This is a genomic window from Bartonella sp. bp_1, assembly GCF_055808085.1.
This window is the reverse complement of the sequence record NZ_CM147851.1, coordinates 1395165-1418384: the sequence shown is the minus strand read 5'-3', so window position 1 is coordinate 1418384 and position 23220 is coordinate 1395165. Positions and strand designations below refer to the sequence as shown.

Genomic DNA, 23220 nt, shown 5'->3' with positions numbered 1-23220 from the left:
GGAAGAAGACTAAACCGGTATTTCAATAGTCGCTTGTAATCCGCCAAGCGGGCTGTCCGAGAGTGTGATGTTTCCGCCATGGGTACGTGCAATATCGAGGGCAATGGAGAGGCCGAGGCCGGTGCCGCTGGCGTCCTGATTGCGGGCTTCATCAAGACGGAAAAACGGTTTAAAAACTTCCTCTCGCATATCATGTGGAATACCCGGACCATCATCATCAATGGTGATGATAAGGTTCTCGGCGTTGCGATGAATATTAACGGTCACATTCTGGGCATAGCGGAAAGCATTGGAAACCAGATTGGTGACAAGGCGGGTGAAAGCACGTGGGCGCACATCGATTACCGCGTCACCATCAAGGTGATATGAGAAGCCGCGTTGGCGTAAGGCACCATCTTCGGCAAGCTTTTCCATAACGCTGATAAGGTCAAGCTGACTTACAGGTTCTGTTCCTTCTCCTCGTGCGAATGCCAGATAGCCTTCCAGCATGTTTTGCATATCGGTAATATCCTGCTCAAGCGGTGCTGTATCGAATTTTTGTCCTGCTAGGGCCAGTTGCAGCTTGAAGCGGGTTAAAATTGTTCGCAAATCATGGCTGACACCGGAAAGCATAGTGGTGCGTTGTTCGATCTGGCGCTCAATACGTTCGCGCATCCGTAAAAAGGCAATGCCTGCACGCCGGACTTCATCGGCTCCGCGTGGATGGAAGCCTTCCGGCAGGGGCCTTCCGCGACCAAAACTTTCAGCGGCAGCAGCCAATTGTTGGATAGGCTTGATCTGGTTGCGCAAAAAGAAAATTGCAATAATCAGCAAGACAAGCGCTGTACCGATCATCCAGCTGAGGAAAATACCGGTATTAGAAGCATAGGTTTGAGAGCGGGTGGCAAAAACGCGCAATACATTACGGTCGAGACGGATACGGATTTCAACAAAGTTGGAATCGCCTACCGTATCAATCCAGAAAGGGCGATTAATTTGACGGGTAATTTCTTCACTCAGAAAATAATCAAGAATGGCAAAGAACGGCTTGGGTCCCGGTGGTGGCAAAGGTTCAGGCGGTAGAATAGAAATATTGAGTCCGAGACGCTGTTGGGCGATACGGATGATATTATTGTAGTTGTCATCCTGAGGATAGGTTTCAAGAATGTCAATAATGGCTGAAATATCGGCAACAACAGCCGTGGATAGACGTTCTGTTACCATTTGCCAATGGCGTTCCATAAAAACATAGGCAATGACCGATTGTAACAATACCATTGGCGCAATAATAATGATCAGCGAGCGCGCATAAAGCCTTTTGGGCATGCGCCGCGCAATCCATCGACCAATTGTATTCAAGGGCCCTGCCATCAACAACAATCCCCGCTGCGCTCTATTCAAGTGACAGTTTATAGCCGATGCCGCGCACGGTCTGTAGCCAGACCGGATTGGCGGGATCATTTTCTATTTTACGGCGCAATCTGTTGATCTGTACGTCAATTGTACGCTCGCCAACATCGCCTTCGCCATTGGCCAGTTCATGACGGGGAATTACCTCACCGGCTTTTTCGGCAAAGATGATCATGATTTCTTGTTCGCGATCTGTCAGGCGGATAGTTTCCCCTTCTTTTTTCAATTCTTTGCGCGGGATAGAGAAAGTATAAGGGCCGAAAACAACCTGTTCTATTTTTAGCTGTCCAGGAGTTGAGCCGCGGCGCAATATGGCATTGACGCGCAACAGCAGCTCGCGTGGATCAAAGGGTTTGGGTAGATAATCATCAGCACCGGCTTCCAGCCCATCAATACGGCTTTCGATTTCCGATAGGGCTGTGAGCATTAAGATCGGAACGTCTTTGGTTTGGCGCAACGCGCGTGTTAATTCAACGCCGGTTTCACCGGGCATCATGACATCGACAATCAGCAAATCAAAATCTAGCCCCTCAAGTTTGCGGCGTGCTTCGGTAGCGCTGGCTGCTTCCGAAACACGGAAACCGTTTTGGCAAAGAAATTGAGACAATAGATTTCGGATACGCGTATCATCGTCAATCACAAGAATATGGGCTGCATCATCGGAAAGTGAAGGAGGCGTCTCTGTCATGCAAATGTCCTGATTGTTAATTAAGTTGATCATATTGCCTTTGCAAAGTTTTGTCGATGTGACAAATATCCAGCAACACTAATTTTTAGGGTATTTTAAATGGGTAATCTCAATGCACATATTGTGCCAGTGACAGCTTTCCAGCAGAATTGCACGATTATGTTTGATGATGAGCGCAAAAAGGGTGTTCTGGTTGATCCTGGTGGCGATTGGCCGCGTATTGAAGAGGCGATTAGACAATTGGGCGTTACAATTGAAGCAATATGGATCACGCATGGCCATATCGACCATGCTGGAGCCGCTATGGATGCAAAAGAAGCGCTTGATGTTGAGATTATCGGTTCGCACAAGGACGATAAGCCGATTATGGATGATCTGGAAGAAAGGGCTGTTGCTTATCGCATGCAGAATGTACGCAATTGTGTACCTGATCGCTGGCTTAACGATGGCGATATTGTTTCTTGTGCTGGGCATGATTTTAAAGTGCTGCATACACCGGGGCATGCTCCCGGGCATGTTATCTATTATAATGAAAAAGCCCGGTTTGTACTGATGGGTGATGTACTTTTTCATGGTTCGATTGGACGCACGGATTTTCCGCTATGCAGCCATGAGGATTTGATGCGTTCGATCAGGGAGAAGGTTCTACCTTTAGGTGATGATGTTGGCTTTATTTGCGGCCATGGCCCGGGTAGCCGTATTGGCGATGAGCGTAGGACTAATCCGTTTTTGCAGGGCATTTGATTTTCTTGATAGAGATGGGGGCACAATAGAATGCTGGCCCCCGATTAAAGTCTGCGGATTTTACTCCACGCGGCTGAATGGGCTGTTTTCATTTTGATATTCTGAAATGGAACACCCTGCATAAGCAGGGTGCTTGTTTAATTGGCATTACAGAAATGATCTAATCCGTCATAGCCGCGATATGTGCCGGTGCGCGGGTTGAAGGAACGGTATTTACTGGCGCAGACTTGATACCAGCCTTGGCTCCATGGCTCATAGACCGGACGATAGGCAATCGGTGCAGATGGATAATAGACGGGTGGTGGCGCCGGATAATAAGCTGGAGGCGGTGGTGGTGGCGGTGTTTGATATATCACGCGCGGTGGTTCTGGTTGGGATGTGGCACTGCCAATAATAGCGCCAGCAGCTAGTCCGATAATGCCGGCAGCCGCGATAGCGCCACCATTGTTACGATGGTGACGATGATGGCGTTCATAATAGCGAGGTGGCGGTCCACCCCAGCCACCATGATGATGACTGCGTGCTGATGCTTCCATGACTGGCGCAATGAACACGGTCATAGCCAAAGTCGATAATAATGTAGTTTTTGCCAAGCGGTTCACGTTAAAACTCCTTGCAATCTTGCTCATTGCTCAAACTTAAAAGATTTAAGCTGAACCTAATCTGAACGGTTATTCAGGCAGCAAAAGGATTGAGAAGCGAAAGAGAACGAAATTCCCGTCACTTTATATTTCAGTTGAAATATATCTAGATATAAAAAATCGGGTACAGGACCCGATTTTTAAAGCGCATAATTATGGATTCGTTGAATATCCAACGATTCTAATATTTGATTACCCGATAATGCTGATATTGACAGCCTTGGGCCCTTTGCCCCGACGATCCGGTTCTGTGTCAAACGAGACCTTCTGGGCATCGTTGAGGCCGGTAAGGCCAGAAGCTTGAACTGCTGAGATGTGAACAAAAATATCAGCGCTGCCATCGTCAGGTTTGATGAAGCCGAAGCCTTTGTCATTGTTGAAAAATTTTACTTCGCCGGTCTGGGCCATAGAATGTTTCCTTAAAAATGTCCCGCTCTGCCACGGGCTTATATGGTTAAACTGCCATGCCATATGTGTATGTGTATGACAGCACGATACAGGCAGTTTTTGAAGTCTGGAAAGCATTCAATTTATTAGTCAAATATAAACCCGACTAATCCGAGACTAATGCGGCTCAGTACGCTTGTTGTCGTCTTCCAATGTTCGTAAAGTGCCCGAACACTACAAGATTGCGCAGAAATCAATGGTTTTGGCAAGTATTTTTTATCGAAACCATTATGATGATGTTAATTTTAATCTTTATGGAATTGATTATCTATATCCGACGAACAGTGTAGCAGATGCTATAATGAATGAAGGAATAGTCGGAGATGTATCATGAAATATCTCTTAAAGGGCATAGCCGTCACGATTTAATGTTTGCATGATGAAAATGTTGTCTGTCTGGAGATCTTTGAATATTGTCGCAGAGTTTAATGGAACGCTGTTGAAAGGTATTAGCGTCCGGGCCGGCCTGTCTTGCCCGGGCGTCGTCGTTGTCTGCTCATGTCAGAGGGCGTTTCATAAGAACCGATACCGCTGCGCTCCCTTTGGATCGGCTTGGCGTTATTGAGCAAAACACCCGAATCCATATTGGGACCCATGTGGTCAAGGTCTGGTTTGGCAAAAAGCCCCTGTTTTTTTGGACTTTCATAGCGTCTATTTTCTTCACGGGCCATCGGGTCATCGGCGATAGCAAGCTCCGTTTCACGCAACCGCTTGATCTCGTCACGCAGGCGTGCAGCCTCTTCAAAGTCGAGATCGCCTGCTGCTTCCTTCATGCGTTTTTCAAGATGCTCGATATGAGACGCCAAATTATGGCCCATCATTGCGCCTTCTTCGGCAAAGCCAGAGATATCGGCACGCACATGGTCGCGTTCATAGACAGAATCGAGAATATCATTGATATTCTTCTTGACGCTTGCCGGTGTGATATGATGTTCCTCATTATAGGCAATCTGTTTTTCTCGGCGTCTTGCTGTTTCGCTCAAGGCCCGCTCCATTGAGCCGGTTTTTTTGTCTGCATAGAGTATGACATGACCATCGACGTTACGCGCTGCACGGCCAATTGTCTGGATCAGCGAGGTTTCGGAGCGCAGGAAACCTTCCTTGTCTGCATCAAGAATGGCAACAAAGCCACATTCTGGAATATCAAGCCCCTCACGCAGCAAATTGATGCCGATCAATACATCAAAGGCGCCAAGACGAAGGTCACGGATAATCTCAATACGTTCCAGTGTGTCAATGTCGGAATGCATATAGCGCACACGAATACCCTGTTCATGAAGATATTCGGTCAGGTCTTCCGCCATGCGCTTGGTCAATACTGTAACCAGTGAGCGATAGCCTTTTTTGGCTGTCTCACGGATTTCGCCCAAGACATCATCAACCTGATTACGGGCTGGACGAATTTCGACCGGCGGGTCAATGAGGCCGGTAGGGCGGATAACCTGTTCGGCAAAGACACCGCCTGCCTGCTCCATTTCCCATCGACCAGGTGTAGCTGATACAGCTACTGTTTGCGGACGCATCGCGTCCCACTCTTCAAATCGTAGAGGGCGGTTGTCCATGCAGGAAGGCAAACGGAAGCCATATTCGGCTAATGTGGCTTTACGGCGGAAGTCGCCGCGATACATGCCGCCGATTTGCGGGATGGTCACATGGCTTTCGTCAATAAAGATTAGCGCATTGTCGGGAATATATTCAAACAATGTTGGCGGCGGTTCGCCGGGTTTACGCCCCGTCAGATAGCGTGAATAATTCTCAATGCCGGCACAAGCGCCGGTGGCTTCCATCATTTCTAGGTCAAATGTTGTGCGCTGTTCCAGTCTTTGCGCTTCTAGAAGTCGTCCTGCGCGGTTTAATTCATCTAGACGATGTCGTAGTTCTTCCTTGATCGACTTGATGGCCTGATTGAGCGTTGGACGCGGTGTGACATAGTGCGAGTTGGCGTAAATCTTGACGGATTGAAGATCGCCGGTTTTTTGGCCAGTCAGGGGGTCGAATTCGGTAATTATATCAATTTCGTCGCCAAAAAGAGAAATGCGCCATGCACGGTCTTCAAGGTGGGCTGGAAAAATCTCGATTGTATCACCACGGACACGGAAAGAACCGCGTACGAAATTAATGTCCTGACGTTTATATTGCTGGGCTACGAGATCCGCTAAAAGTTGACGTTGATCGAGACGGTCACCGATCGCCATCTCAAAAGTCATGGCCGTATAGGTTTCAACTGATCCGATACCGTAAATGCATGAAACCGAGGCGACAATAATGACATCGTCACGTTCCAGCACGGCGCGCGTGGCAGCATGGCGCATCCGGTCAATTTGTTCGTTGACCGAGGATTCTTTCTCGATAAAGGTATCGGAGCGCGGCACATAGGCTTCCGGTTGATAATAGTCGTAATAGGAGACGAAATACTCGACCGCATTATTGGGAAAGAAGCTTTTGAATTCGCCATAAAGTTGTGCGGCCAGCGTTTTGTTAGGAGCTAGAATGAGGGCAGGGCGCTGTGTTTTTTCAATCACCTTGGCCATAGTAAAGGTTTTACCGGAACCGGTCACGCCAAGCAGAACTTGCGTGCGATCATCATCATGGATACCATTAACCAGATCCTGGATGGCCGTCGGTTGGTCACCAGAGGGTTCGAAGGGCGTTTGCATCTGGAATGAAATGCCACCTTCTGATTTTTGAGGCCTTTCAGGGCGATGCGGCGTCCACAATTTACCATTTTTGAAGAGCGGATTGCCTGATGAAATCAGGGCGGATAGTGCTTCTACAGTGGCTGTTGCGCCGCTATTGTTAACGCCGGAAGCCTCTTCAAGCGAAACATCAAGACCTGACACCGGATTGAGGCCTGCTGCAGCCCTCTGTTTTGCTGTTGCTTTCCCGCCAATCGATGTGCCGCGTGCTGTGCGGGCTGTTTGTTTTGTTTTTGTTTTCTTTGGCGCTTTATCAGTAGTGCGGGTGATCTCGTCTGCCCATTCAGCAATAGAGCCATGTAAAGGGGTGCCTTGAAAAGGAGTCTGTGGTCCTTCGCCAAAGCCTGTCTTGTCTGATGGTGTTTTATTTTTTGATGCCATCGTTTTTATATGGATGATCTACCGATGATTGAAAAGGGCCATGAGGCCCTTCTTTATGGTTTTTTATTGGTTCCTGCATACTATTTCCTGTTTCTGGAGCAGGACTATTATTTTGGATTATAAATTACCCATTGGCTTGGGACCACTGCTTGAAGGTAGCGATGGTGGCGGTGACGATGGTGGTGGGGATGGTGGTATTAAATCATCCATTGGCTTGGGACCGCTGCTTGAAGGCGGTGATGGTGGCGGTGATGACGGTGGTGGTGACTTTATTAAGTCATCCATTGGTCTACGATCGTTATCTGAAGGTCTTGACTCCGGTGACGGTGAGGGACGTGAAGGTGGAGGAGACCATGAAGAGGTATTATTATCGTCACGATCATGGTCTTTATGGTGACGGTGGTGATGATTATACCTATCATCATCATAATAACGATTGCGATCATAATAATCGTCATCGTAATAGTCATCATTATAGGATTTATATCTGCTTCTTGTTGTAGCAGGGGCGGCTATTACACCGAACATAGGGCCTAAATAGGTATTGTAGTTCGGGCTGCCTATTTTAAGTGCTATATATTTAAATGAGACCCAGCCCATTTTTTGTTTGAAATTTATATAACACCAGTTGGCTGTACATTTTTGAACATCAATATTTGCCATGGCCGGTAGTTTTGCAATAATTTTATCACGAACACTGGGGCCTGCTCGCATATTCAAGGCTTTGGTGACAATGGCATCGCCAGCCGAGGCCAATGATGGTGTCATCAATAGGGAAGCACAAAAAAAGCTATAGGCTGATAGTTTCTGAATCATAGTCTCACTCCATTGTGACTATTACCTATCAGTTTTTCATTTAGCTATGAAAACAAGATAAATATCGCAGCGATAAGAATCGAGAGTGTTATTATTGTTTTATGTTGCTCTGGTTGTGACAGGATAAAAATAATAGGTTGAACATATAATAAACATGAATAAGACCGGCTTAACCGGCCTTATTTATTATTATCGACCACCATGGCCTGGGTGATATCCTGTTGGAGGATAGTTGCCTGCAGGCCTTCCATTGGGTCTCATGCCAGAATGCCCCTCTGACGGCGGGCGCATTGTCGGGCCGGGTCTTTCTGGATGGCCACTGGTCCAATGTGGTGGACGGCCGATTTCCGGTGGCCGTACACCGGAACCGGGGAGTGGTGGACGCCAACCGGGATGAGGAGGCCTTGGGGGATGCCCGTTTCCCCAGTGAGGGGGGGGCGGCCGGTGGCTGTTCCAATGTGGTGGGCGGTGTGGATGATTCCAATAATAGTCATTATCCCAATACCCCCCATCAATAATGACATTGAAAGATGGAGAGGGAGAAGCATAGTTATTATAGCTGTTATAGGTTTCCTGGCCAGTGGCAAAGGCTAGATAATTGACGGATGCCCAACCGGTCCGTGGCCCATAATTGATCTGGCACCAGTTGTCTGAACATGTGCGTACCGTTACAGTTTGTCCTGCCGGAATGGATCCACGCAGGGCATAATTTGTTCCGGGCCCAGCGCGAAAATTCAGATTAGCTGTTGTGATGGCATCGGTAGCCCATGCTCCGGTTATCGAGCTTCCAACAACTACGGTTCCAAATATTATTGAGCGTATAAGATTTTTCATTATCCGCCTTTCCTTTGTCTCTTTCTTTATAAGATAAGCGATTTTTATGAGAAAACCAGTTTTATCATGTTTTCTTCCTATCGGCCTATTGCGCAATTGAAGACAGGATACGTCCAGGGGTGTAAAGAATGAGCGATGTTGCACCGCGAACAACAGATCCACTATCAGCTAGTACAGAATCACCGGGCTTTTGGCCTTCACCGGCCAGAACATTGCGCGATAGCGAACCGTCTTGAACAAGTGCCATAAGGGTTGGAGAAGAGGCAAAAACACCGTGTGAGCCGCCATCAACATTGGACATATCAATAACAGTAATGCCATTGCTTTGTAAGAGTGCAATGCTTGATCCGTCTCCTATTCGTGAATGTCCGCCGGTAATTGTGCCGGAAATACTTAGTGCTTTGTCATTGCTGGATACAAGCACGGCGGTGAGTCTTGGCATTTTCTTGATGTCTTTGAGCTGACGTTCGAATACATCGACATCAATATCGGGCGAAGCCAGCAAAAGGCTGGATATACGGTCAATCGGTTTGCGATGTCCGGTTAAGGCAAGTGTTCTAAGAGCTTCCATTATGACATAGTTGCCCATGGAATGGGCGACAACAGTAATCGTATCGGCATTGCTATTTGCCAATAAGGTTAGCAGTTCAGCCAGACCGTCACTGCCATAATCGGCACTGTCGCGATCATAGACATAGAGCGGTAAGGAACCGCCAGATGGCCATGCATAATGAACGCTGACAGAGTTTAGCTTGAAGTCATAGGCAAACTGGGCGGCACGGAAGGTGCTGTCGGCAAAATTATTGTTGTAGCCGTGGATGAATAGAAAAATTTCTCGTTTACCTTTCGGCTTTGTTTCGAGTGCCTTGTTGATCTGGCGTAGAAATTCATTTTGGTTTTGATAGTTTTGCATGGCTGTTGCAGCAAAATGTTTAGCCGGATCCGGTTTGTTGCCATTAGCTTCGACAGATCCTTTCTTATGGGCTTGCGGTATACCGACATCAACACGGACAAATGATAGCTCTTTTGCGCGCTTTGAGCCAAAGGGTTGAGCCAGATCATCCTGTCTTTTGCGGCTGGTGGCAACATAGACTGGGACGACTGCCTTTGGTGGGGCCGGTTGGTTTATCGCGGCTTTTTGTGCGGCAATAGAAGACGCGGTTGCTTTGGCATCGTTCCATAAAATGGCGCGCGGGCTGGAACAGCCACTTAAGCACAATACTGCTAGCAGCATGAAAAGGGAGGATGTTTGGGTCATTCAAAAATAAGAGAGGATCCTGTTAGGCGATTTTCAAAAGGCTAAGGTATAAATATAATAGAGCTAAATGTGGAAAAGGAAAGGCAGCTATGTCAGAAATTCAAAAACCGAAAGGTTCTCTTACTTTGAAAGTGCCGGCTATGCCGAAGGATGCCAATGCCGCAGGCGATATTTTCGGGGGGTGGGTTATGGCACAAATGGATTCGGCGGCAGGTTTATGTTCATCCGAGGTTGCCCATGGTCGTACAGTGACCGCCGCTGTGAAAGAGATGGCATTTGAGCGTCCGGTCAAAGTCGGGGATACACTTGCTATTTATACCGATGATATTCGTATTGGCCATACATCCATCCGGTTTCGCGTTGAGGCTTGGGCCATCCGTTATTTGACACACGAAATGGAAAAAGTGACCCATGCGGAATTTGTTATGGTTGCATTAGACGAACATGGTCGACCACGACTTGTTCAAGGCTCATGATAGAGTATCTATAAGGTGTTGGGTGAAATCTGTTTCATCGGAACGATATTTGGTTTTTGCAAAAAAAAAGCCGGAACTTGATGTCCGGCTAAGTGTGAAGGTGCATATGTAGCTAACCTTCAGAGGGGAACACTCAAGAAAACGCAATGGGAGGAGACGAATTCCTGAGATGTTCTGACTATGCTTTGTTTCTATGTCATCTGCAATAAAATAAACTGCAGATCAGCTATGCAAATATGCATAGCTTGTTGTTGATGATGTGGTTAGAAACTCCAGTTTCGGGATTTGGAAAATATGAAATCACGAAAAGCATGTAACTTTGCAGAGCTTTTCAAAGCTTCTGGATAGCAGAAAAAGGTATCAAAGGAAGGAATATCTGTCATTTCTGGAAAAAGTTTGATCAGGCGTTCGTCTTTTCCGGCAATATAGTCGGGCAATACTGCAATGCCGATCGAGCGGCTGACTGCGCGGCGAATAGATATGGTATTATTGATTTGCAGTGTCGGGATACGGGGAGGGCGATCACCGCGACCGGCAATTTCCAACCAATTCAGGCCAGCCAAATAGGCAGGAACCGGCTCACCAAAGGAAATGATTTTATGGTTGTCGAGTTCTTCCAAAGATTCTGGCTTGCCAAAATTTGCAATATAGGTAGCCGAAGCATAGACATGCATATGTACTGTAAACAGACGACGCTGAATAAGGTCCGGTTGTTGGGGTTGGCGTAAGCGTATGGCGCAGTCGGCGTGACGCATGGTCAAGTCGAGCTCTTCGTCATCAAGGCGCAATTGCAAATGGATATCGGGGTAGAGGGTGAGAAATTCTGCCATACGCTCTACCAACCAGCCGGAACCCATGCCGAATGTTGTTGTAACACGCAGATTACCACTTGGTTTTTCACGGCTTTCTGATAGACGCGAGCGGACATTTTCAAGCTGCATCAACACTTCATGTGCAGTGCGATAGAGGATTTCTCCTTGTTCAGTCAAAATCAGGCCGCGTGCATGGCGTTGGAACAGCGGTACACCAACGTCCAGTTCGAGTGCGCTGACCTGTCTGGAAATGGCAGATTGAGAAAGATGCAATGTCTGAGCGGCATGGGTAAAGGAACCTGCCTCGGCCGCGGCATGGAAAATGCGCAATTTATCCCAATCTAACGGTGTTGCCATAAAACGTTTTCCTTCATCCAGTCTTTTTATTTATTCGGCTGTTTCTCGATTTATGCTTTCTATGTCAAGAAAACGTTCTGCTTCCAATGCTGCCATACAACCACGGCCAGCCGCCGTTACAGCCTGACGGAAGATATCATCAGCAACATCGCCGGCAGCAAAGACGCCTTTGATGCTTGTGGCCGTTGAATCCGGTGCTGTCCATAAATAGCCCCCCGGTTTTTGTTTAAGCTGTCCTTCAAATAGGCTGACAGCCGGCGCATGGCCGATAGCAATAAAAACCCCATGAGCAGAAAGGGTCTGCTCTTCTCCGGTCAGGGTGTTTTTTAGTCTTGCTCCTGTTACTGTAGCGCCCATAGGCGGTTTGGCCTCTTCGCCAATAATCTCTTCAACAATGTGGTTCCATACAACGCGTACATTGTCACGCGCCATAAGCCGATCTTGCATGATTTTTTCCGCGCGAAATCCATCACGGCGATGGACAATCGTAACGGATTTGGCCAGATGCGAAAGATAGAGGGCCTCTTCAACAGCCGTATTGCCGCCGCCAACAACAATGACATCCTTGTCGCGGTAGAAAAATCCATCGCATGTGGCACAGGCAGAAACACCGCCACCCATAAATTTCTGTTCGCTTTCCAAACCAAGCCATTTGGCCTGGGCACCGGTTGCAATGATCAGTGCATCACAGGAATATTGGTCGCCGCTGTCGCATTTCAGTACGAAAGGACGTTTGGAAAGATCGGCTTCTATGATTGTATCATAGACCATTTCAGTGCCGACATGTTCTGCCTGCGCTGCCATTTGCTCGACCAGCCATGGGCCTTCGATCGGTTTTGCAAAGCCGGGATAGTTTTCCACATCTGTCGTAATAGTAAGCTGACCGCCTTGTTGTAGGCCGGTGATTAGTAAAGGTTTAAGCATAGCGCGTGCAGCATAAATAGCGGCGGTATAACCCGCCGGCCCCGAGCCGACAATAAGCACAGGAACGTGACGTTCAGACATGGTTGGCCTTTCTTGGTAACAGCATGAAAAGTACGGCTGCAGTACATATCGGATTTTATCATTAAACTATGGCGATATAACGCCGATTGCAAGGCGTAGAGCATCAAGTCACCCCATTTATCACAGGTTGGATCATAGGATTGTTCAATTTCTTTGATCATAGCCTCCAATTGGATTATGAAGAGCGTAAAGTTCCTGTCAGCCAAGAAAGAATTGACCATTTATCGTTTTGTTTTCAATATTTGTGCGCGTTTTGCATTTATTATGGGCGTTGCAATGTTACTGCCGGCACTGGTTGATCTGCGTGATGGCAATCCCGACTGGCTGGTTTTTATTCGTGCTTCATTTATTACCTTGATGTTTGCTACATTGTTTTTGTTGGCGACATGGGGTGAGACGCAGCGTTTTTCCACACGTCTGGGATTTTTACTGACAATCTGTTTATGGCTAACTGCGACAGTGCTCGGGGCCTTGCCAATTTATTTCTCGCATCTGGAAATTTCGTTTGCCGGTGCCGTGTTTGAATCCATGTCCGGTATTACCACTACCGGTGCTACGGTTCTGACAGAGTTAGACAAGCTGCCGCGTGGGGTTCTTTTGTGGCGTTCGTTGCTTTGTTGGATAGGTGGTATCGGCTTTATTGGTTTGGCACTTTTATTGTTGCCGTCATTGCGTGTCGGTGGGGTGCAGCTTTTCCATATGGAATCATCGGATAAATCGGACAAGGTGTTGCCGCGTGTTAATCAGATCGCCAATAGCATCATCATTGCTTATTTGGGTATGACTCTGCTTTGTATGATTAGCTATTTTTCGGCAGGTATGACGATCTTCGATGCGCTTAATCATGCGATGACAACGATTGCAACAGCTGGTTTTTCAACCCATGACCAGTCGTTGGGGTTTTTCAATTCGCCATTGATCATGATTATTGCAACGATTTTCATGTTTCTCGCGGCATTGCCCTTTGTACTTTATGTCAAGTTGGTTTTGCCTGGGCGGATGCGCCGTCTGGCCGACCCACAGGTGATTTTCTTTGCCGTATTGGTTTTGCTGATGAGCTTTGCATTGGCTGTCTGGTTACGGTTCGACAAAAACCTTGCTTTTCATAAGGCATTTCTCGATGCCATTTTCCATCTTGTATCGGTCATCACCACAACCGGTTATGCGGTTGAGGATTATTCTGAATGGGGGCCTTTGGCCCTTGGCATTTTCTTTTTTGTTTCGTTTATCGGGGGCTGCTCGGGTTCGACATCCGGGGGTATCAAGATTAACCGTATTATCATTTTATGGCGTTTGACTTTGGCCAGTCTTACCCGGCTGATTTCACCTCATACAGTTGTTAAAATTCGTTATGCGGGTTCGGAAATTTCCGGTGATATTGCTCAGACTGTTTTATTGTTTCTGTGTCTTTATATGGTATCGCTGATTGTCGGGGCTATCTGTCTTGTGATGACCGGCCTTGATTTTATCTCGGCCTTTACGGGTGCTTTGACGGCGCTTTCCAATGTAGGGCCGGGTTTTGGCGATACAATCGGTCCGGTCGGTAATTTCTCGACAATCCATGATCCGGCTCTTTGGATATTAAGTTTTTTGATGCTGGCGGGGCGATTGGAAATTGTCACTGTGTTTATTCTATTCACACCTATTTTCTGGAAACGATGATGCGAAACAGTCAAATATATTAATGTTGTGATGCATATTTTTATATCGTGACCTTTTGCGATAACTCTGTTAGATCAGGGCGCAATTTTTATTTCAGAGTATTGATAATGCCGATTAAAGCCGATCTTGATGCCATTGATTGGAAAATTCTCAAAGAGCTTCAAAATGACGGTCGTATGACTAATGTCGAACTGGCATCCAAGGTCGGAATTTCAGCGCCACCTTGCCTGCGCCGTGTTAAAAAACTTGAAAAAGACGGTGTGATCAAAGGTTATATGGCTTTGTTGAATGGTGCAATGATTGGGCAGGAGCTGGTGGCTTTTTGTTCTGTCGGTCTACATAAACAGTCAGAAGCAGATTTGCGTGGCTTTGCAGCACAGGCCTATCAATGGCCCTATGTGCGCAAGGCTTGGATGCTGTCGGGGGAATCGGATTTTCTACTGTATTGCGTCGCGCCGGATTTGAAAAGTTTCCAGAACTTTGTTGTCGAGAAACTCACCGCTGCATCCAATGTCGGCTCGGTGCGTACATCGCTTTCCATCCGTGTTGTCAAGGATGAACCTTTTTTTGCTTTATAAAAGGTTTTATCGGTTTATACGGTATTGAACATTTCGCCATAAACCTTCGCGATGCCTTCAGCCTCTTTTTTCAGCGGAAAATTTTGCCTTGTATGTTCAAGCGCTGTCTTCCCCATAGCGATGGTTTTGGCAGGATCCATGAGATAAAGTTCAATAGCTTTTGTCAATGCTTCGCCATTATCGGCAGGCACAACGCTTCCTGTACCTTCAGGTACCAGTTCTTCATAGGCCCCTGCATCGCTGGCAACAACAGCCGTTTGTGATGCCATCGCTTCTAGAGGCGTAAGGCCAAAACCCTCGTTGCGTGATGGTGCTACATAAAGTGTAGCACGGCGATACCATACGCGCACATCCGGCACTTCGCCAAGGATAAGGATACGGTCACTTAGATCGGCTTTGGCAATTTTTTCACGTAATTCTTTTTCAAAGTCGGAAAATTCTGCTGTTGTGCGACCAGTAATGATGGCTGTCCAATCCGGATATTTGGGTAATAGCGCAATCATGGCATCAACAAAAAGATCAGTTCCTTTGGAGGGGCGTACACGGCCACTGCATGTAATGGCGTATTTCCCCGGAAGTTTGGCAGCGGCATATTCATCATCCGTGGTTTGTGGTGGTGTGAAACGCTCCAGATCTATACCATGCATGATGGTTTCATAAGGCACCTCAAGATAAGAGCCAGAGCGGCGGCTGGCTGCAATAACCTTATCCATGCGGCGGATCAGCCATTTGGTAAAAGGTTTATGATGGCGCTGTGCAACAGAGGTAAAAAGTAGCTTGATACGCATGCGCAAAAGATCACGCAGGATAATGCCAAACGCCATTTCAATATTGCGTCGGGCATGCCAGATACGGAAAGGTTTGTTTTTCGGTTTTTTCCATAGGCCGAAAAGTGAAAACCAGCTTAAGGAAGGCAGACTGTCAGGAAGGCCGGGGCCGAGTGTGGTGATATGGACGCCATGACGGCGCTGTAAAGGTACCAACTGTATGATTGTGGATGTCACCCCCGAAAGACGTTTTTTGAAATTCGGGGCGATAATATCCGTATCGTCAAGCGATGTATTCATTAGATAAACAAAATCTCGATGATTTCATAACCACGCGCACCGCCCGGTGCGTTGACTTCAATCGTATCGCCTTCCATTTTGCCGATTAAAGCTCGTGCAATGGGGGAAGAGATTGAAATTTTGCCATCTTTAACATCGGCTTCTTGATCACCGACAATCTGATAGACTTTTTCTTCTTCGGTATCTTCATCAATCAGCTTCACAGTGGCGCCAAAAACAACCTTGTCGCCTGAAAGCGAAGAAATCTCAATGACCTGAGCGCGGGCAACATAGCCTTCCAGTTCATTGATACGGCCTTCATTCAGACTCTGTGCTTCTTTGGCTGCATGATATTCGGCATTTTCAGACAGATCGCCATGGGCGCGCGCTTCTGAAATGGCTTCGATAATACGCGGACGTTCGTCCTGTTGACGCCAGCGGAGCTCTTCCTTAAGGCGCTCGAAACCTGTTTTTGTCATTGGAACCGTTTCCATCTAAGTCCCCTTTCTTGTTTTGCCTTGTGGCCAGTATAAAAAGAAACGGCTTCCAGAATTTCTTCTGGAACCCGTTACATTTGATCAATCTGATATCTAATATAGCGTAAAATTTTTAATTTGCAAAAATTAAACTAATGTTGGTGCTTATCCTGATGCTGATTATGTTCAGGTGTTTGTGCTCCCATAGCTTCAACAGCAAACTCAACATCTACTGTACCGGCTTTTTCAAAGACCAGCTTGCCTTTGAACTTTGTCTCGGCCTTAACCGGTGCTGTGATATTCATGAACATGATATGATAGGCACCGGGCTTGAATTCTATGGTTTTGCCGGCAGGAATTTCAACGCCATCCATCAGATGGCGCATTTTCATGACACCATTTTCAACTGACATGGTATGAATTTCGGCCTTTCCTGAAAGCTCGGATGAAACAGAAACCAAACGGTCGGCTTCATTGCCATGATTGATAATTTTAAGGTATCCGCCGGCAACCTTGGCTCCATTGGGGGTGGCACGTGACCATGGATGATCTATTTCGAGTGATCCGGCTTTATATTCATGGGCATGGGCAAAATTTGTCAAGCCAAGCAGAGCTGTCATAAGAAGCAGAGCAAAAGCACGTCTATTGAGACGTTGGAAAAAAGAATGAAACATGGATATCTCCTGAGAATTTTTAAAATCTGTTTATGATTGGAAAAGGATGTTGTTAAAATCTTTGGAGAGGAGGGGGCCGGGCGCGGAAGGGGCCTCGGTAAAGAACATGTTTCTCGTCTTGAGGATGTGACAGGGCAAGTCTTTCACCATCACGCATATTCAGGTTTAAAATAGCGTCATGCTGGCCGAAGTCTTGTGTTGTGATGCCATTGAGGATGCATCCCGTCCCGCAACAGGTCGCGATAGGATGATTGGATGCATTATGGCTGTGGTTTTGTGTACCGCAAATAATACTGCCAAAGGCATCATATTGGGTTAGGGGTGACGCATCCGCCGGCCCAGCCATGGCCATACCCATGGACTGTACAAAAAGGGCAAAGGCCAGAAAAAGTCTGAACATCTTTTTTTTAGAATGAGCTTTGGCGGTTGCGTCACGCATTATCGTATTGCGTTCCTTAAGGATTTTTTCTTAGCTGGCAGATTGATAGAGGCGTTGTTGCACAAGGCCGCTGTTTTCAATCTTGTCAAAAGCTTTAGCTATGGCAAGGACGCCAAGATCAACCAATGGCTCAACCAGAATGACACTCATATAAGCAATGCCGAAAGTCGATACATTGGCCAAAGTGCCAACGCTTAGACCTTCGCCGTAAAAGGCCCAGAATGCGACCCATGCGACAATGCCGGCCTGATAGCTGGTTGAGAGTGCTAGCGCCTGTGAATATTTGACATCCTTATACGCGACTTTATTGGGGATGAGACGCTTGGCTAACAGACTCATGCCATAGAGCGGCACCAGCAGAGTTGTAACATTCATGCCATATTGAGGCAGGTCAAAGGGGGCGAAAAAAAGACCTTGGACAAGTAGTCCCAATGCCAGACCAATTGCTGCTGGCCCAGCGCCGAAGATCAGAAACAGGGTCGAGCCCAATATCAGATGGACTTCGGATACACCAACCGCATGATGGGGTAAAACTTCGAAAAAACAAAAAACAAGTGCGGTTGTGATCAGGCTACGTGCAGCCAGTGATAGAACACCGCCATCTTTTCTGATCGTATCCCATGCCATTTTGCCAGCAATGGAAAAAGCGGTTGCTGCTGTTGCGTAACTGAGAACAAGTTTTGCGCCTGTGACAACGCCTGGTTCAATATGCATATTTTATCTCCTTTGGCACCCACCGTGCCTTTTAATCGGATTCGTAACAATAATGACGGCAGGTTTCCTGACTCATGACCGAAACAGCTTATACAAACCTTCCCATTTACATAGTGGCCGAGCTTTCACCCGATTGTATAAGCCCGTTCATATACAGTTGCGGGGGCAGTCACGGCTTTGATCCCTCGTTTGGTCAATCTTACCGTTTTCCCTTTTATATTCCGCCAGACGTCTGTCTTTTGGAAAACCGTCAAAATATCCATAAAACGGATCAGATATCAACGCAATGCAATGAATAAAAAACCGCCCCTTAAAGGGCGGTTTTTTTATGGTGCGCGTTGTTATTTAATACGTTCTATTCGTATGCGATTAACGCAGACTTGCGCAGAAACGCTGAATTCGTGAACAGGCTTCTTCAAGCAGTTTTTCCGATGTTGCATAGGAAATACGGAATGCGGGCCCCAGACCGAAAGCGCTGCCATGGACAACGGCAACGGCCTCTGTTTCAAGAAGTTCAGTCACGAAATCCTCGTCTGTTTCGATTACTTTGCCGGATGGTGTCTTTTTACCGATGAGGCCTGCACAGGAAGGATAGACGTAAAAGGCACCTTCCGGCACAGGGCATTTGATTCCATTGGCTTGATTGAGCATGGAGACAACCAAATCACGGCGGGCTTGGAAAATCGCCTTGTTTTTGTTGACAAAATCCTGTGGTCCGTTGAGAGCCTCAACAGCGGCCCATTGTGAAATAGAAGATGTACCGGATGTCTGCTGGCTTTGAATCGTATCCATAGCCTTGATCAAAGGTAGCGGTCCACCGGCATAGCCGATACGCCAGCCGGTCATGGCATAGGCTTTTGACACGCCGTTCATGGTCAATGTACGTTCATAAAGTTTAGGCTCTACCTCGACGGGGGTGACAAATTTGAAATCGCCGTAGGTCAGGTGTTCATACATATCATCGGTCAGGATATGGACCTGCGGATATTTAAGCAGAACATCGGTCAGCTTTTTAAGTTCATCATGGGTATAGGCTGCGCCAGATGGATTAGAAGGGGAGTTGAAGATAAACCATTTGGTTTTATCGGTAATGACACTCTCTAGCTCATCCGGCTGTAACTTGTAATCATGCGCTTCTTTGGTTTCGATAAAAACAGGGGTGCCGTTCATCAACGAGACCATTTCTGGATAGCTTACCCAATAAGGCGCCGGGATAATGACTTCATCGCCGGGATTGAGGGTTGCCATGAATGCATTGAACAATATCTGTTTGCCGCCTGTGCCGACAATAATCTGTTCAGGCTTATAATCGAGATTGTTTTCACGTTTGAATTTTTTGACGATGGCTTCACGCAATTCCGGAATACCTGAAACAGGTGTATATTTGGTTTTACCGGCATGGATGGCAGCAATAGCTGCCTGTTTGACATTGTCAGGTGTGTCAAAATCAGGCTCGCCAGCGCTCAATGCAATGACGTCACGACCTTTAGCCTGCAGCTCACGGGCCTTTTGTGAAACAGCGATGGTTGCAGAAGGTTTGATGCGGGAAAGGGCATCAGCAATAAAAGCCATGATTTCGTCTCCTCAAAATCGGCAAATGGACCATGATTGGTTAAATGACATTGCTGTGTATATTCCAATATTGCAAAATACCGTTCAATGGCAGAAAACCAGATGTCGCAATCTATGTCGCAAGATGAGGCAAAGTGCAAGAAAACATTGATCAAAAAACTGTATAGGAAAAAATTTTATTTTCTGCTTTGAATGTTTTTTTTAAGAAAGTGGTAGCATAGTATAATTTTATGATCGAAGGCTTTTATTTCCATGCACATTTACAATGTCTGCCTTTATGCGACTCTCGCATTCCTGCCGTTATTGCCGGTTAAGAGAACGGCCTGATAAGGAAGAACTGTATGGTGGACAAGAAAAAAAGACAGGCAGGCAAAGCGGGATATGATGATGCTGCTGTGACACCCGGTCTGTTGCGGGAAGGCGAAGTCGCCAATACAGGTTTTTTACATCAGGCGCGTTTGATGTTTATTGCTTTTTGGCAATCGCATACGCGTAATGCGCTGTTGATTACCGCTTTCGGTATTTTTGTACTGATCATATTGATCGGTCGTGGACAGTTGCAGATTGTTACGTGGACAGAAGATTTTTTCAATGCGCTAAGCCGTCGTGACTTCAACGGCTTTATTTTTCAATTGGGGGTTTTCTTTGCGATTGCCAGTGTGCTGCTGGTATTCAATGTGACGCAGACATTTCTCAACCAATATCTTAAACTCAAGCTACGTGAAGGGCTGACAGATGATCTCATCAGCCAGTGGATGCAACCGCGTCGGGCATTTCGGCTTTCCATGGCCGGTGAAGTCGGTGTCAATCCGGATCAGCGGTTGCATGAAGACGCCCGCCATTTGGCAGAAGCGACGGCTGATTTGGGGATCAATCTTTTGCAAGCGTCAGTAACATTGATGATGTTTGTACCAAAACTGTGGTCGATGACTGCCGGTTTTGTCTTTACTATTGCCGGTTATAGTTTTCCGCTGCCCGGTTATATGATCTGGGCGGTTATCCTTTATGTCGGCTTTGCTTCATTCCTGACCTGGTTTGTGGCCCGTAATCTGGTAACAATCAATGCTAATCGCTATGCACGCGAAGCTGATTTGCGTGCCGCTTTGATGCATACAAACCGGTCAATTGATTCCGTGACGCTGATGGGCAGTGAAGCGGATGAAAAACGCTATCTTGATGGGCGGGTCAATAATGTCTTGGCAGCTATATGGCGTATTGTCATTGCAACAACCAAATTGACCGGCATTACGGCCGGTTATGGCTGGGTAAGTAATGTTGCGCCCTATATTATTGCGGCTCCTATCTATTTTGGTGGCGGTATTGATTTTGGCCGGTTACAGGCTGCCGTTCAAGCGTTCAATCAGGCGCATCAATCCTTGCGGTGGTTTGTGGATAATTATGGTGCCTTGGCCGATTGGCGCGCCACGATGCTGCGTACGGCGACTTTCCGTCAGGCTGTACAACAGATGGATCATGTCGATGATGGCCGTATTGAACATATAAGCATGGAAAACGGGCAGTCAGATGAACTGGCTTTTTCGGATTTCAGTGTGCGGGCAGTGAATGGCACACTGACATTGACGCTTGATAATGCTGTTATCAAACGCGGCCAAAATACATTGATTTATGCAGGGCAGGATATTGATAAGACTGTGCTTTATCATGCTATAGCTGGCTTGTGGCCATGGGGAAAAGGCAAGGTTGTCCTGCCTGCTCATGCCAAAATCTGCTATATTCCGGATCAACCTTATATCCCGCCAGGAAGTTTGCGTACGGTTCTTCTTTATCCGCGTCATGATATCGAACCGGATCAGCAGCATATCGAGGCGGTTTTGCGCTTAAGCGGACTTGGTGAATATTTGGAAAGCCTTGACGAGGATATTGATTGGGAAAAGCGTTTGAATGATACCGAACGCCGCGCATTGGCTTTTGCCCGTTTGTTATTGTCCAAGCCTGATTGGATTATTGCCAATCAGGTGCTGGATGGCATTGATGAAGAAGTCCGCAGTCGAATTACGATGTTAATCAAAGACCATTTGAAAGAAACGACAATGGTTTATATCAGTCGTCGCCGCGATAGGATTGATTTGTTTGAACATATTATTGATGTGGAATTTTCGCCGAGTGAAACACCGCTTACCAACCCCAGAACATAAGCCACCATGCGGTCAGAATAGGCAATATGGTAATGCCATAGAGGGTTGAAATGGCAAAAGAGCGATGCAGCGAATTGTGGCTGTTCCAGATAATCCGAAAACCGAGATAAAAGCTCCAGATTGTAGCGCCTATAAGCAATAAAGCTCTTGCCGTGCTTAACCAAGGCAGAAAGAAGCCGTCAAACTGTAATAGTTTGACAGTTGTTGCGCTTAGTCCCAGAAAAAGGCCACATGCTGCCAGTGGTAGTAATGCCAATGCCAGATGATGGCCAAAGGTTTCACGGTTAGCCAGTTTGCCGGTGATCCAGAAGATCACCGAGAGAAAGCTACCATAAAGAATACCACTGCCGAGAATATAGGTTGTGACACAGAAGCCGTAGGCCAGTGTGAATGTATCATTATTGGCGGGATGATTAGTTAGTATCCACCATGGCGCGCTATTATTAAGCGGCCAAAGAATATCGTGCTGGACCAGCCATGTGGTCACGGTCTGATAAAAGTAGATAAACCATGGGCTGACAGTCCATGTAAAAGCGCCTATAGCCACCCCGATCATGCCGTAAAGCAGCAGAATATGCTCCCATATATTATGTTTGTCACTGCCATATAGAAGAACTTCTTCATTGACGGAGCGGGGAGTAAGAGCAACCGCGTTTCGGTAGCCCGCGCATTGTGCGCACATGTGACAGGCCGAAACACCGTGTAGCTGGTGTATATTGATCATAGGCGGACAATGAGGATTGGTCGCAGGCTTTTCTGGATAGTTTGCCCAACGTTTTTGATCTGTTTTGAAGGTAATGGGACTTAGTCGTGAAAGCAGATTGAAAACACCGTTGACCGGGCAGAGATAACGGCACCAAACTCTTGTGCCGCGGCCATAGAGATAGCCGATAATAATAGCCCCAATTGTCGAGCCTCCAAGAATGAGAAGAGTGGCTTGCGCATAATCATAGACGCTGATTAGCTGGCCATAGAGCGTTGTCAGAACAAAGGCGACCGCTGGCCAGCCACGCCATTTGATCCAGCGTGGGATGGTCAAGTTGCGGCCAAATGAATGGCTTGTCCATTCAGTCAGTGTGCCTTCGGGACAAAAGACACCGCACCACATGCGCCCCATCACCAACATGGAAATAATGACAAAGGGCCACCAGATACCCCAAAAGATAAATTGGGCAAAAAAAACCAGGTTGTCGAGAATATGAGCCCCGCGTGGCGGCAAGGACAAAAAGGCTGGAATAATAAGCAATATCAGATAAATAGAAACGACAAGCCATTGGATTGATTGAATCAGTCGGCGGTGGCGCTGCATGGCCATGCCGAAAGATTGTATAATCTGGGCTGTCCTTGACATTACTTTAT

At 47.0% G+C, this 23220-nt stretch carries 22 protein-coding genes and 1 riboswitch; of the genes, 6 read left to right on the top strand and 16 right to left on the bottom strand.

Translation table 11 applies throughout. The annotated features are described in order from the left end of the window. Window positions 1–9 precede the first annotated feature (9 nt). Together ACYZ97_RS07035 and ACYZ97_RS07030 are read right to left on the bottom strand one after the other, a co-directional pair. Window positions 10–1350, bottom strand: coding sequence for an ATP-binding protein (locus ACYZ97_RS07035; protein ID WP_473297733.1), 1341 nt, complete (start codon window positions 1348–1350; stop codon window positions 10–12). A gap of 22 nt (window positions 1351–1372) precedes the next feature. Continuing rightward, complete coding sequence (locus ACYZ97_RS07030) at window positions 1373–2077, bottom strand: response regulator (RefSeq protein ID WP_473297731.1); 705 nt, start codon at window positions 2075–2077, stop codon at window positions 1373–1375. Window positions 2078–2176: 99 nt separating this feature from the next. On the opposite strand from ACYZ97_RS07030, the gene ACYZ97_RS07025 reads away from it, so the two are divergent. Next, window positions 2177–2821: an MBL fold metallo-hydrolase gene (locus ACYZ97_RS07025; RefSeq protein ID WP_473297730.1), complete on the top strand. Its 645-nt coding sequence runs from the start codon at window positions 2177–2179 to the stop codon at window positions 2819–2821. A gap of 137 nt (window positions 2822–2958) precedes the next feature. Here the strand turns inward: ACYZ97_RS07025 and ACYZ97_RS07020 are convergent, their stop codons facing one another. From ACYZ97_RS07020 to uvrB, 3 genes are all read right to left on the bottom strand, one after another. Continuing rightward, window positions 2959–3423, bottom strand: a complete 465-nt coding sequence (locus ACYZ97_RS07020) for a BA14K family protein (protein ID WP_473297728.1) — start codon at window positions 3421–3423, stop codon at window positions 2959–2961. 231 nt (window positions 3424–3654) lie between these two features. After that, entirely contained in the window at window positions 3655–3870 is a 216-nt protein-coding gene (locus ACYZ97_RS07015; protein ID WP_473297726.1) for a cold-shock protein, read from the bottom strand. A gap of 488 nt (window positions 3871–4358) precedes the next feature. Then, a complete protein-coding gene (gene uvrB, locus ACYZ97_RS07010; protein ID WP_473297724.1) occupies window positions 4359–6986 on the bottom strand; it encodes an excinuclease ABC subunit UvrB in 2628 nt (875 codons plus the stop codon). A gap of 112 nt (window positions 6987–7098) precedes the next feature. On the opposite strand from uvrB, the gene ACYZ97_RS07005 reads away from it, so the two are divergent. Beyond that, window positions 7099–7383: a hypothetical protein gene (locus ACYZ97_RS07005; protein ID WP_473300715.1), complete on the top strand. Its 285-nt coding sequence runs from the start codon at window positions 7099–7101 to the stop codon at window positions 7381–7383. Between the two features lie 608 nt (window positions 7384–7991). Here the strand turns inward: ACYZ97_RS07005 and ACYZ97_RS07000 are convergent. After that, on the bottom strand, window positions 7992–8636 hold the full coding sequence (locus ACYZ97_RS07000) for an SH3 domain-containing protein (protein WP_473297722.1): 645 nt from the start codon (window positions 8634–8636) through the stop codon (window positions 7992–7994). Between the two features lie 85 nt (window positions 8637–8721). Continuing rightward, window positions 8722–9870, bottom strand: coding sequence for an alpha/beta hydrolase (locus ACYZ97_RS06995; RefSeq protein WP_473297720.1), 1149 nt, complete (start codon window positions 9868–9870; stop codon window positions 8722–8724). Window positions 9871–9983: 113 nt separating this feature from the next. Between ACYZ97_RS06995 and ACYZ97_RS06990 the strand changes: the two genes are divergently transcribed. Beyond that, entirely contained in the window at window positions 9984–10370 is a 387-nt protein-coding gene (locus ACYZ97_RS06990) for an acyl-CoA thioesterase (RefSeq protein WP_473297718.1), read from the top strand. A 263-nt stretch (window positions 10371–10633) separates the two neighbouring features. Here the strand turns inward: ACYZ97_RS06990 and ACYZ97_RS06985 are convergent, their stop codons facing one another. Then, window positions 10634–11539 carry a LysR family transcriptional regulator gene (locus tag ACYZ97_RS06985; protein ID WP_473297716.1) on the bottom strand — a complete coding sequence of 302 codons (906 nt, stop codon included), beginning with the start codon at window positions 11537–11539 and terminating at the stop codon, window positions 10634–10636. Window positions 11540–11569: 30 nt separating this feature from the next. Then, complete coding sequence (trxB, locus tag ACYZ97_RS06980) at window positions 11570–12544, bottom strand: thioredoxin-disulfide reductase (protein WP_473297715.1); 975 nt, start codon at window positions 12542–12544, stop codon at window positions 11570–11572. 276 nt (window positions 12545–12820) lie between these two features. Here trxB and ACYZ97_RS06975 point away from each other — a divergent pair, with 276 nt between their 5' ends. Together ACYZ97_RS06975 and ACYZ97_RS06970 are read left to right on the top strand one after the other, a co-directional pair. Beyond that, a complete protein-coding gene (locus tag ACYZ97_RS06975; protein ID WP_473300657.1) occupies window positions 12821–14206 on the top strand; it encodes a TrkH family potassium uptake protein in 1386 nt (461 codons plus the stop codon). Between the two features lie 107 nt (window positions 14207–14313). After that, entirely contained in the window at window positions 14314–14784 is a 471-nt protein-coding gene (locus tag ACYZ97_RS06970) for an Lrp/AsnC family transcriptional regulator (protein WP_473297713.1), read from the top strand. Window positions 14785–14798: 14 nt separating this feature from the next. Here ACYZ97_RS06970 and ACYZ97_RS06965 read toward each other — a convergent pair whose 3' ends face one another. The 6 genes from ACYZ97_RS06965 to ACYZ97_RS06940 form a co-directional block, all read right to left on the bottom strand. Next, the gene (locus tag ACYZ97_RS06965; protein ID WP_473297711.1) at window positions 14799–15851 is read right to left on the bottom strand and encodes a glycosyltransferase family 4 protein; all 1053 of its coding nucleotides are present in this window, start codon (window positions 15849–15851) and stop codon (window positions 14799–14801) included. Next, entirely contained in the window at window positions 15851–16324 is a 474-nt protein-coding gene (gene greA, locus ACYZ97_RS06960; protein WP_473297709.1) for a transcription elongation factor GreA, read from the bottom strand. Before greA ends, ACYZ97_RS06965 begins: the two co-directional genes overlap by 1 nt. Window positions 16325–16458: 134 nt before the next feature. Beyond that, entirely contained in the window at window positions 16459–16980 is a 522-nt protein-coding gene (locus tag ACYZ97_RS06955) for a copper chaperone PCu(A)C (RefSeq protein WP_473297707.1), read from the bottom strand. A gap of 52 nt (window positions 16981–17032) precedes the next feature. Further along, window positions 17033–17419, bottom strand: a complete 387-nt coding sequence (locus ACYZ97_RS06950; protein WP_473297706.1) for a hypothetical protein — start codon at window positions 17417–17419, stop codon at window positions 17033–17035. Window positions 17420–17449: 30 nt separating this feature from the next. After that, window positions 17450–18133: an energy-coupling factor ABC transporter permease gene (locus ACYZ97_RS06945; RefSeq protein WP_473297704.1), complete on the bottom strand. Its 684-nt coding sequence runs from the start codon at window positions 18131–18133 to the stop codon at window positions 17450–17452. Window positions 18134–18173: 40 nt separating this feature from the next. After that, a riboswitch (cobalamin riboswitch) is annotated at window positions 18174–18400 on the bottom strand. 102 nt (window positions 18401–18502) lie between these two features. Next, the gene (locus ACYZ97_RS06940; RefSeq protein WP_473297702.1) at window positions 18503–19705 is read right to left on the bottom strand and encodes a pyridoxal phosphate-dependent aminotransferase; all 1203 of its coding nucleotides are present in this window, start codon (window positions 19703–19705) and stop codon (window positions 18503–18505) included. Between the two features lie 341 nt (window positions 19706–20046). On the opposite strand from ACYZ97_RS06940, the gene ACYZ97_RS06935 reads away from it, so the two are divergent. Further along, complete coding sequence (locus ACYZ97_RS06935; protein ID WP_473297701.1) at window positions 20047–21861, top strand: ABC transporter ATP-binding protein/permease; 1815 nt, start codon at window positions 20047–20049, stop codon at window positions 21859–21861. Here ACYZ97_RS06935 and ACYZ97_RS06930 read toward each other — a convergent pair. Then, window positions 21842–23212, bottom strand: coding sequence for a 4Fe-4S binding protein (locus tag ACYZ97_RS06930; RefSeq protein ID WP_473297700.1), 1371 nt, complete (start codon window positions 23210–23212; stop codon window positions 21842–21844). The genes ACYZ97_RS06935 and ACYZ97_RS06930 overlap by 20 nt on opposite strands. Between the last annotated feature and the right edge of the window lie 8 nt (window positions 23213–23220).

Bases quoted from the DNA above. Each gene is read 5' to 3' on its own strand.
- ACYZ97_RS07035 (WP_473297733.1), bottom strand. From the start codon at position 1,350: ATGGCAGGGCCCTTGAATACAATTGGTCGATGGATTGCGCGGCGCATG.
- ACYZ97_RS07030 (WP_473297731.1), bottom strand. From the start codon at position 2,077: ATGACAGAGACGCCTCCTTCACTTTCCGATGATGCAGCCCATATTCTT.
- ACYZ97_RS07025 (WP_473297730.1), top strand. From the start codon at position 2,177: ATGGGTAATCTCAATGCACATATTGTGCCAGTGACAGCTTTCCAGCAG.
- ACYZ97_RS07015 (WP_473297726.1), bottom strand. From the start codon at position 3,870: ATGGCCCAGACCGGCGAAGTAAAATTTTTCAACAATGACAAAGGCTTC.
- uvrB (WP_473297724.1), bottom strand. From the start codon at position 6,986: ATGGCATCAAAAAATAAAACACCATCAGACAAGACAGGCTTTGGCGAA.
- ACYZ97_RS07000 (WP_473297722.1), bottom strand. From the start codon at position 8,636: ATGAAAAATCTTATACGCTCAATAATATTTGGAACCGTAGTTGTTGGA.
- ACYZ97_RS06995 (WP_473297720.1), bottom strand. From the start codon at position 9,870: ATGCTGCTAGCAGTATTGTGCTTAAGTGGCTGTTCCAGCCCGCGCGCC.
- ACYZ97_RS06990 (WP_473297718.1), top strand. From the start codon at position 9,984: ATGTCAGAAATTCAAAAACCGAAAGGTTCTCTTACTTTGAAAGTGCCG.
- ACYZ97_RS06985 (WP_473297716.1), bottom strand. From the start codon at position 11,539: ATGGCAACACCGTTAGATTGGGATAAATTGCGCATTTTCCATGCCGCG.
- trxB (WP_473297715.1), bottom strand. From the start codon at position 12,544: ATGTCTGAACGTCACGTTCCTGTGCTTATTGTCGGCTCGGGGCCGGCG.
- ACYZ97_RS06975 (WP_473300657.1), top strand. From the start codon at position 12,821: ATGTTACTGCCGGCACTGGTTGATCTGCGTGATGGCAATCCCGACTGG.
- ACYZ97_RS06970 (WP_473297713.1), top strand. From the start codon at position 14,314: ATGCCGATTAAAGCCGATCTTGATGCCATTGATTGGAAAATTCTCAAA.
- ACYZ97_RS06965 (WP_473297711.1), bottom strand. From the start codon at position 15,851: ATGAATACATCGCTTGACGATACGGATATTATCGCCCCGAATTTCAAA.
- greA (WP_473297709.1), bottom strand. From the start codon at position 16,324: ATGGAAACGGTTCCAATGACAAAAACAGGTTTCGAGCGCCTTAAGGAA.
- ACYZ97_RS06955 (WP_473297707.1), bottom strand. From the start codon at position 16,980: ATGTTTCATTCTTTTTTCCAACGTCTCAATAGACGTGCTTTTGCTCTG.
- ACYZ97_RS06950 (WP_473297706.1), bottom strand. From the start codon at position 17,419: ATGCGTGACGCAACCGCCAAAGCTCATTCTAAAAAAAAGATGTTCAGA.
- ACYZ97_RS06945 (WP_473297704.1), bottom strand. From the start codon at position 18,133: ATGCATATTGAACCAGGCGTTGTCACAGGCGCAAAACTTGTTCTCAGT.
- ACYZ97_RS06940 (WP_473297702.1), bottom strand. From the start codon at position 19,705: ATGGCTTTTATTGCTGATGCCCTTTCCCGCATCAAACCTTCTGCAACC.
- ACYZ97_RS06935 (WP_473297701.1), top strand. From the start codon at position 20,047: ATGGTGGACAAGAAAAAAAGACAGGCAGGCAAAGCGGGATATGATGAT.
- ACYZ97_RS06930 (WP_473297700.1), bottom strand. From the start codon at position 23,212: ATGTCAAGGACAGCCCAGATTATACAATCTTTCGGCATGGCCATGCAG.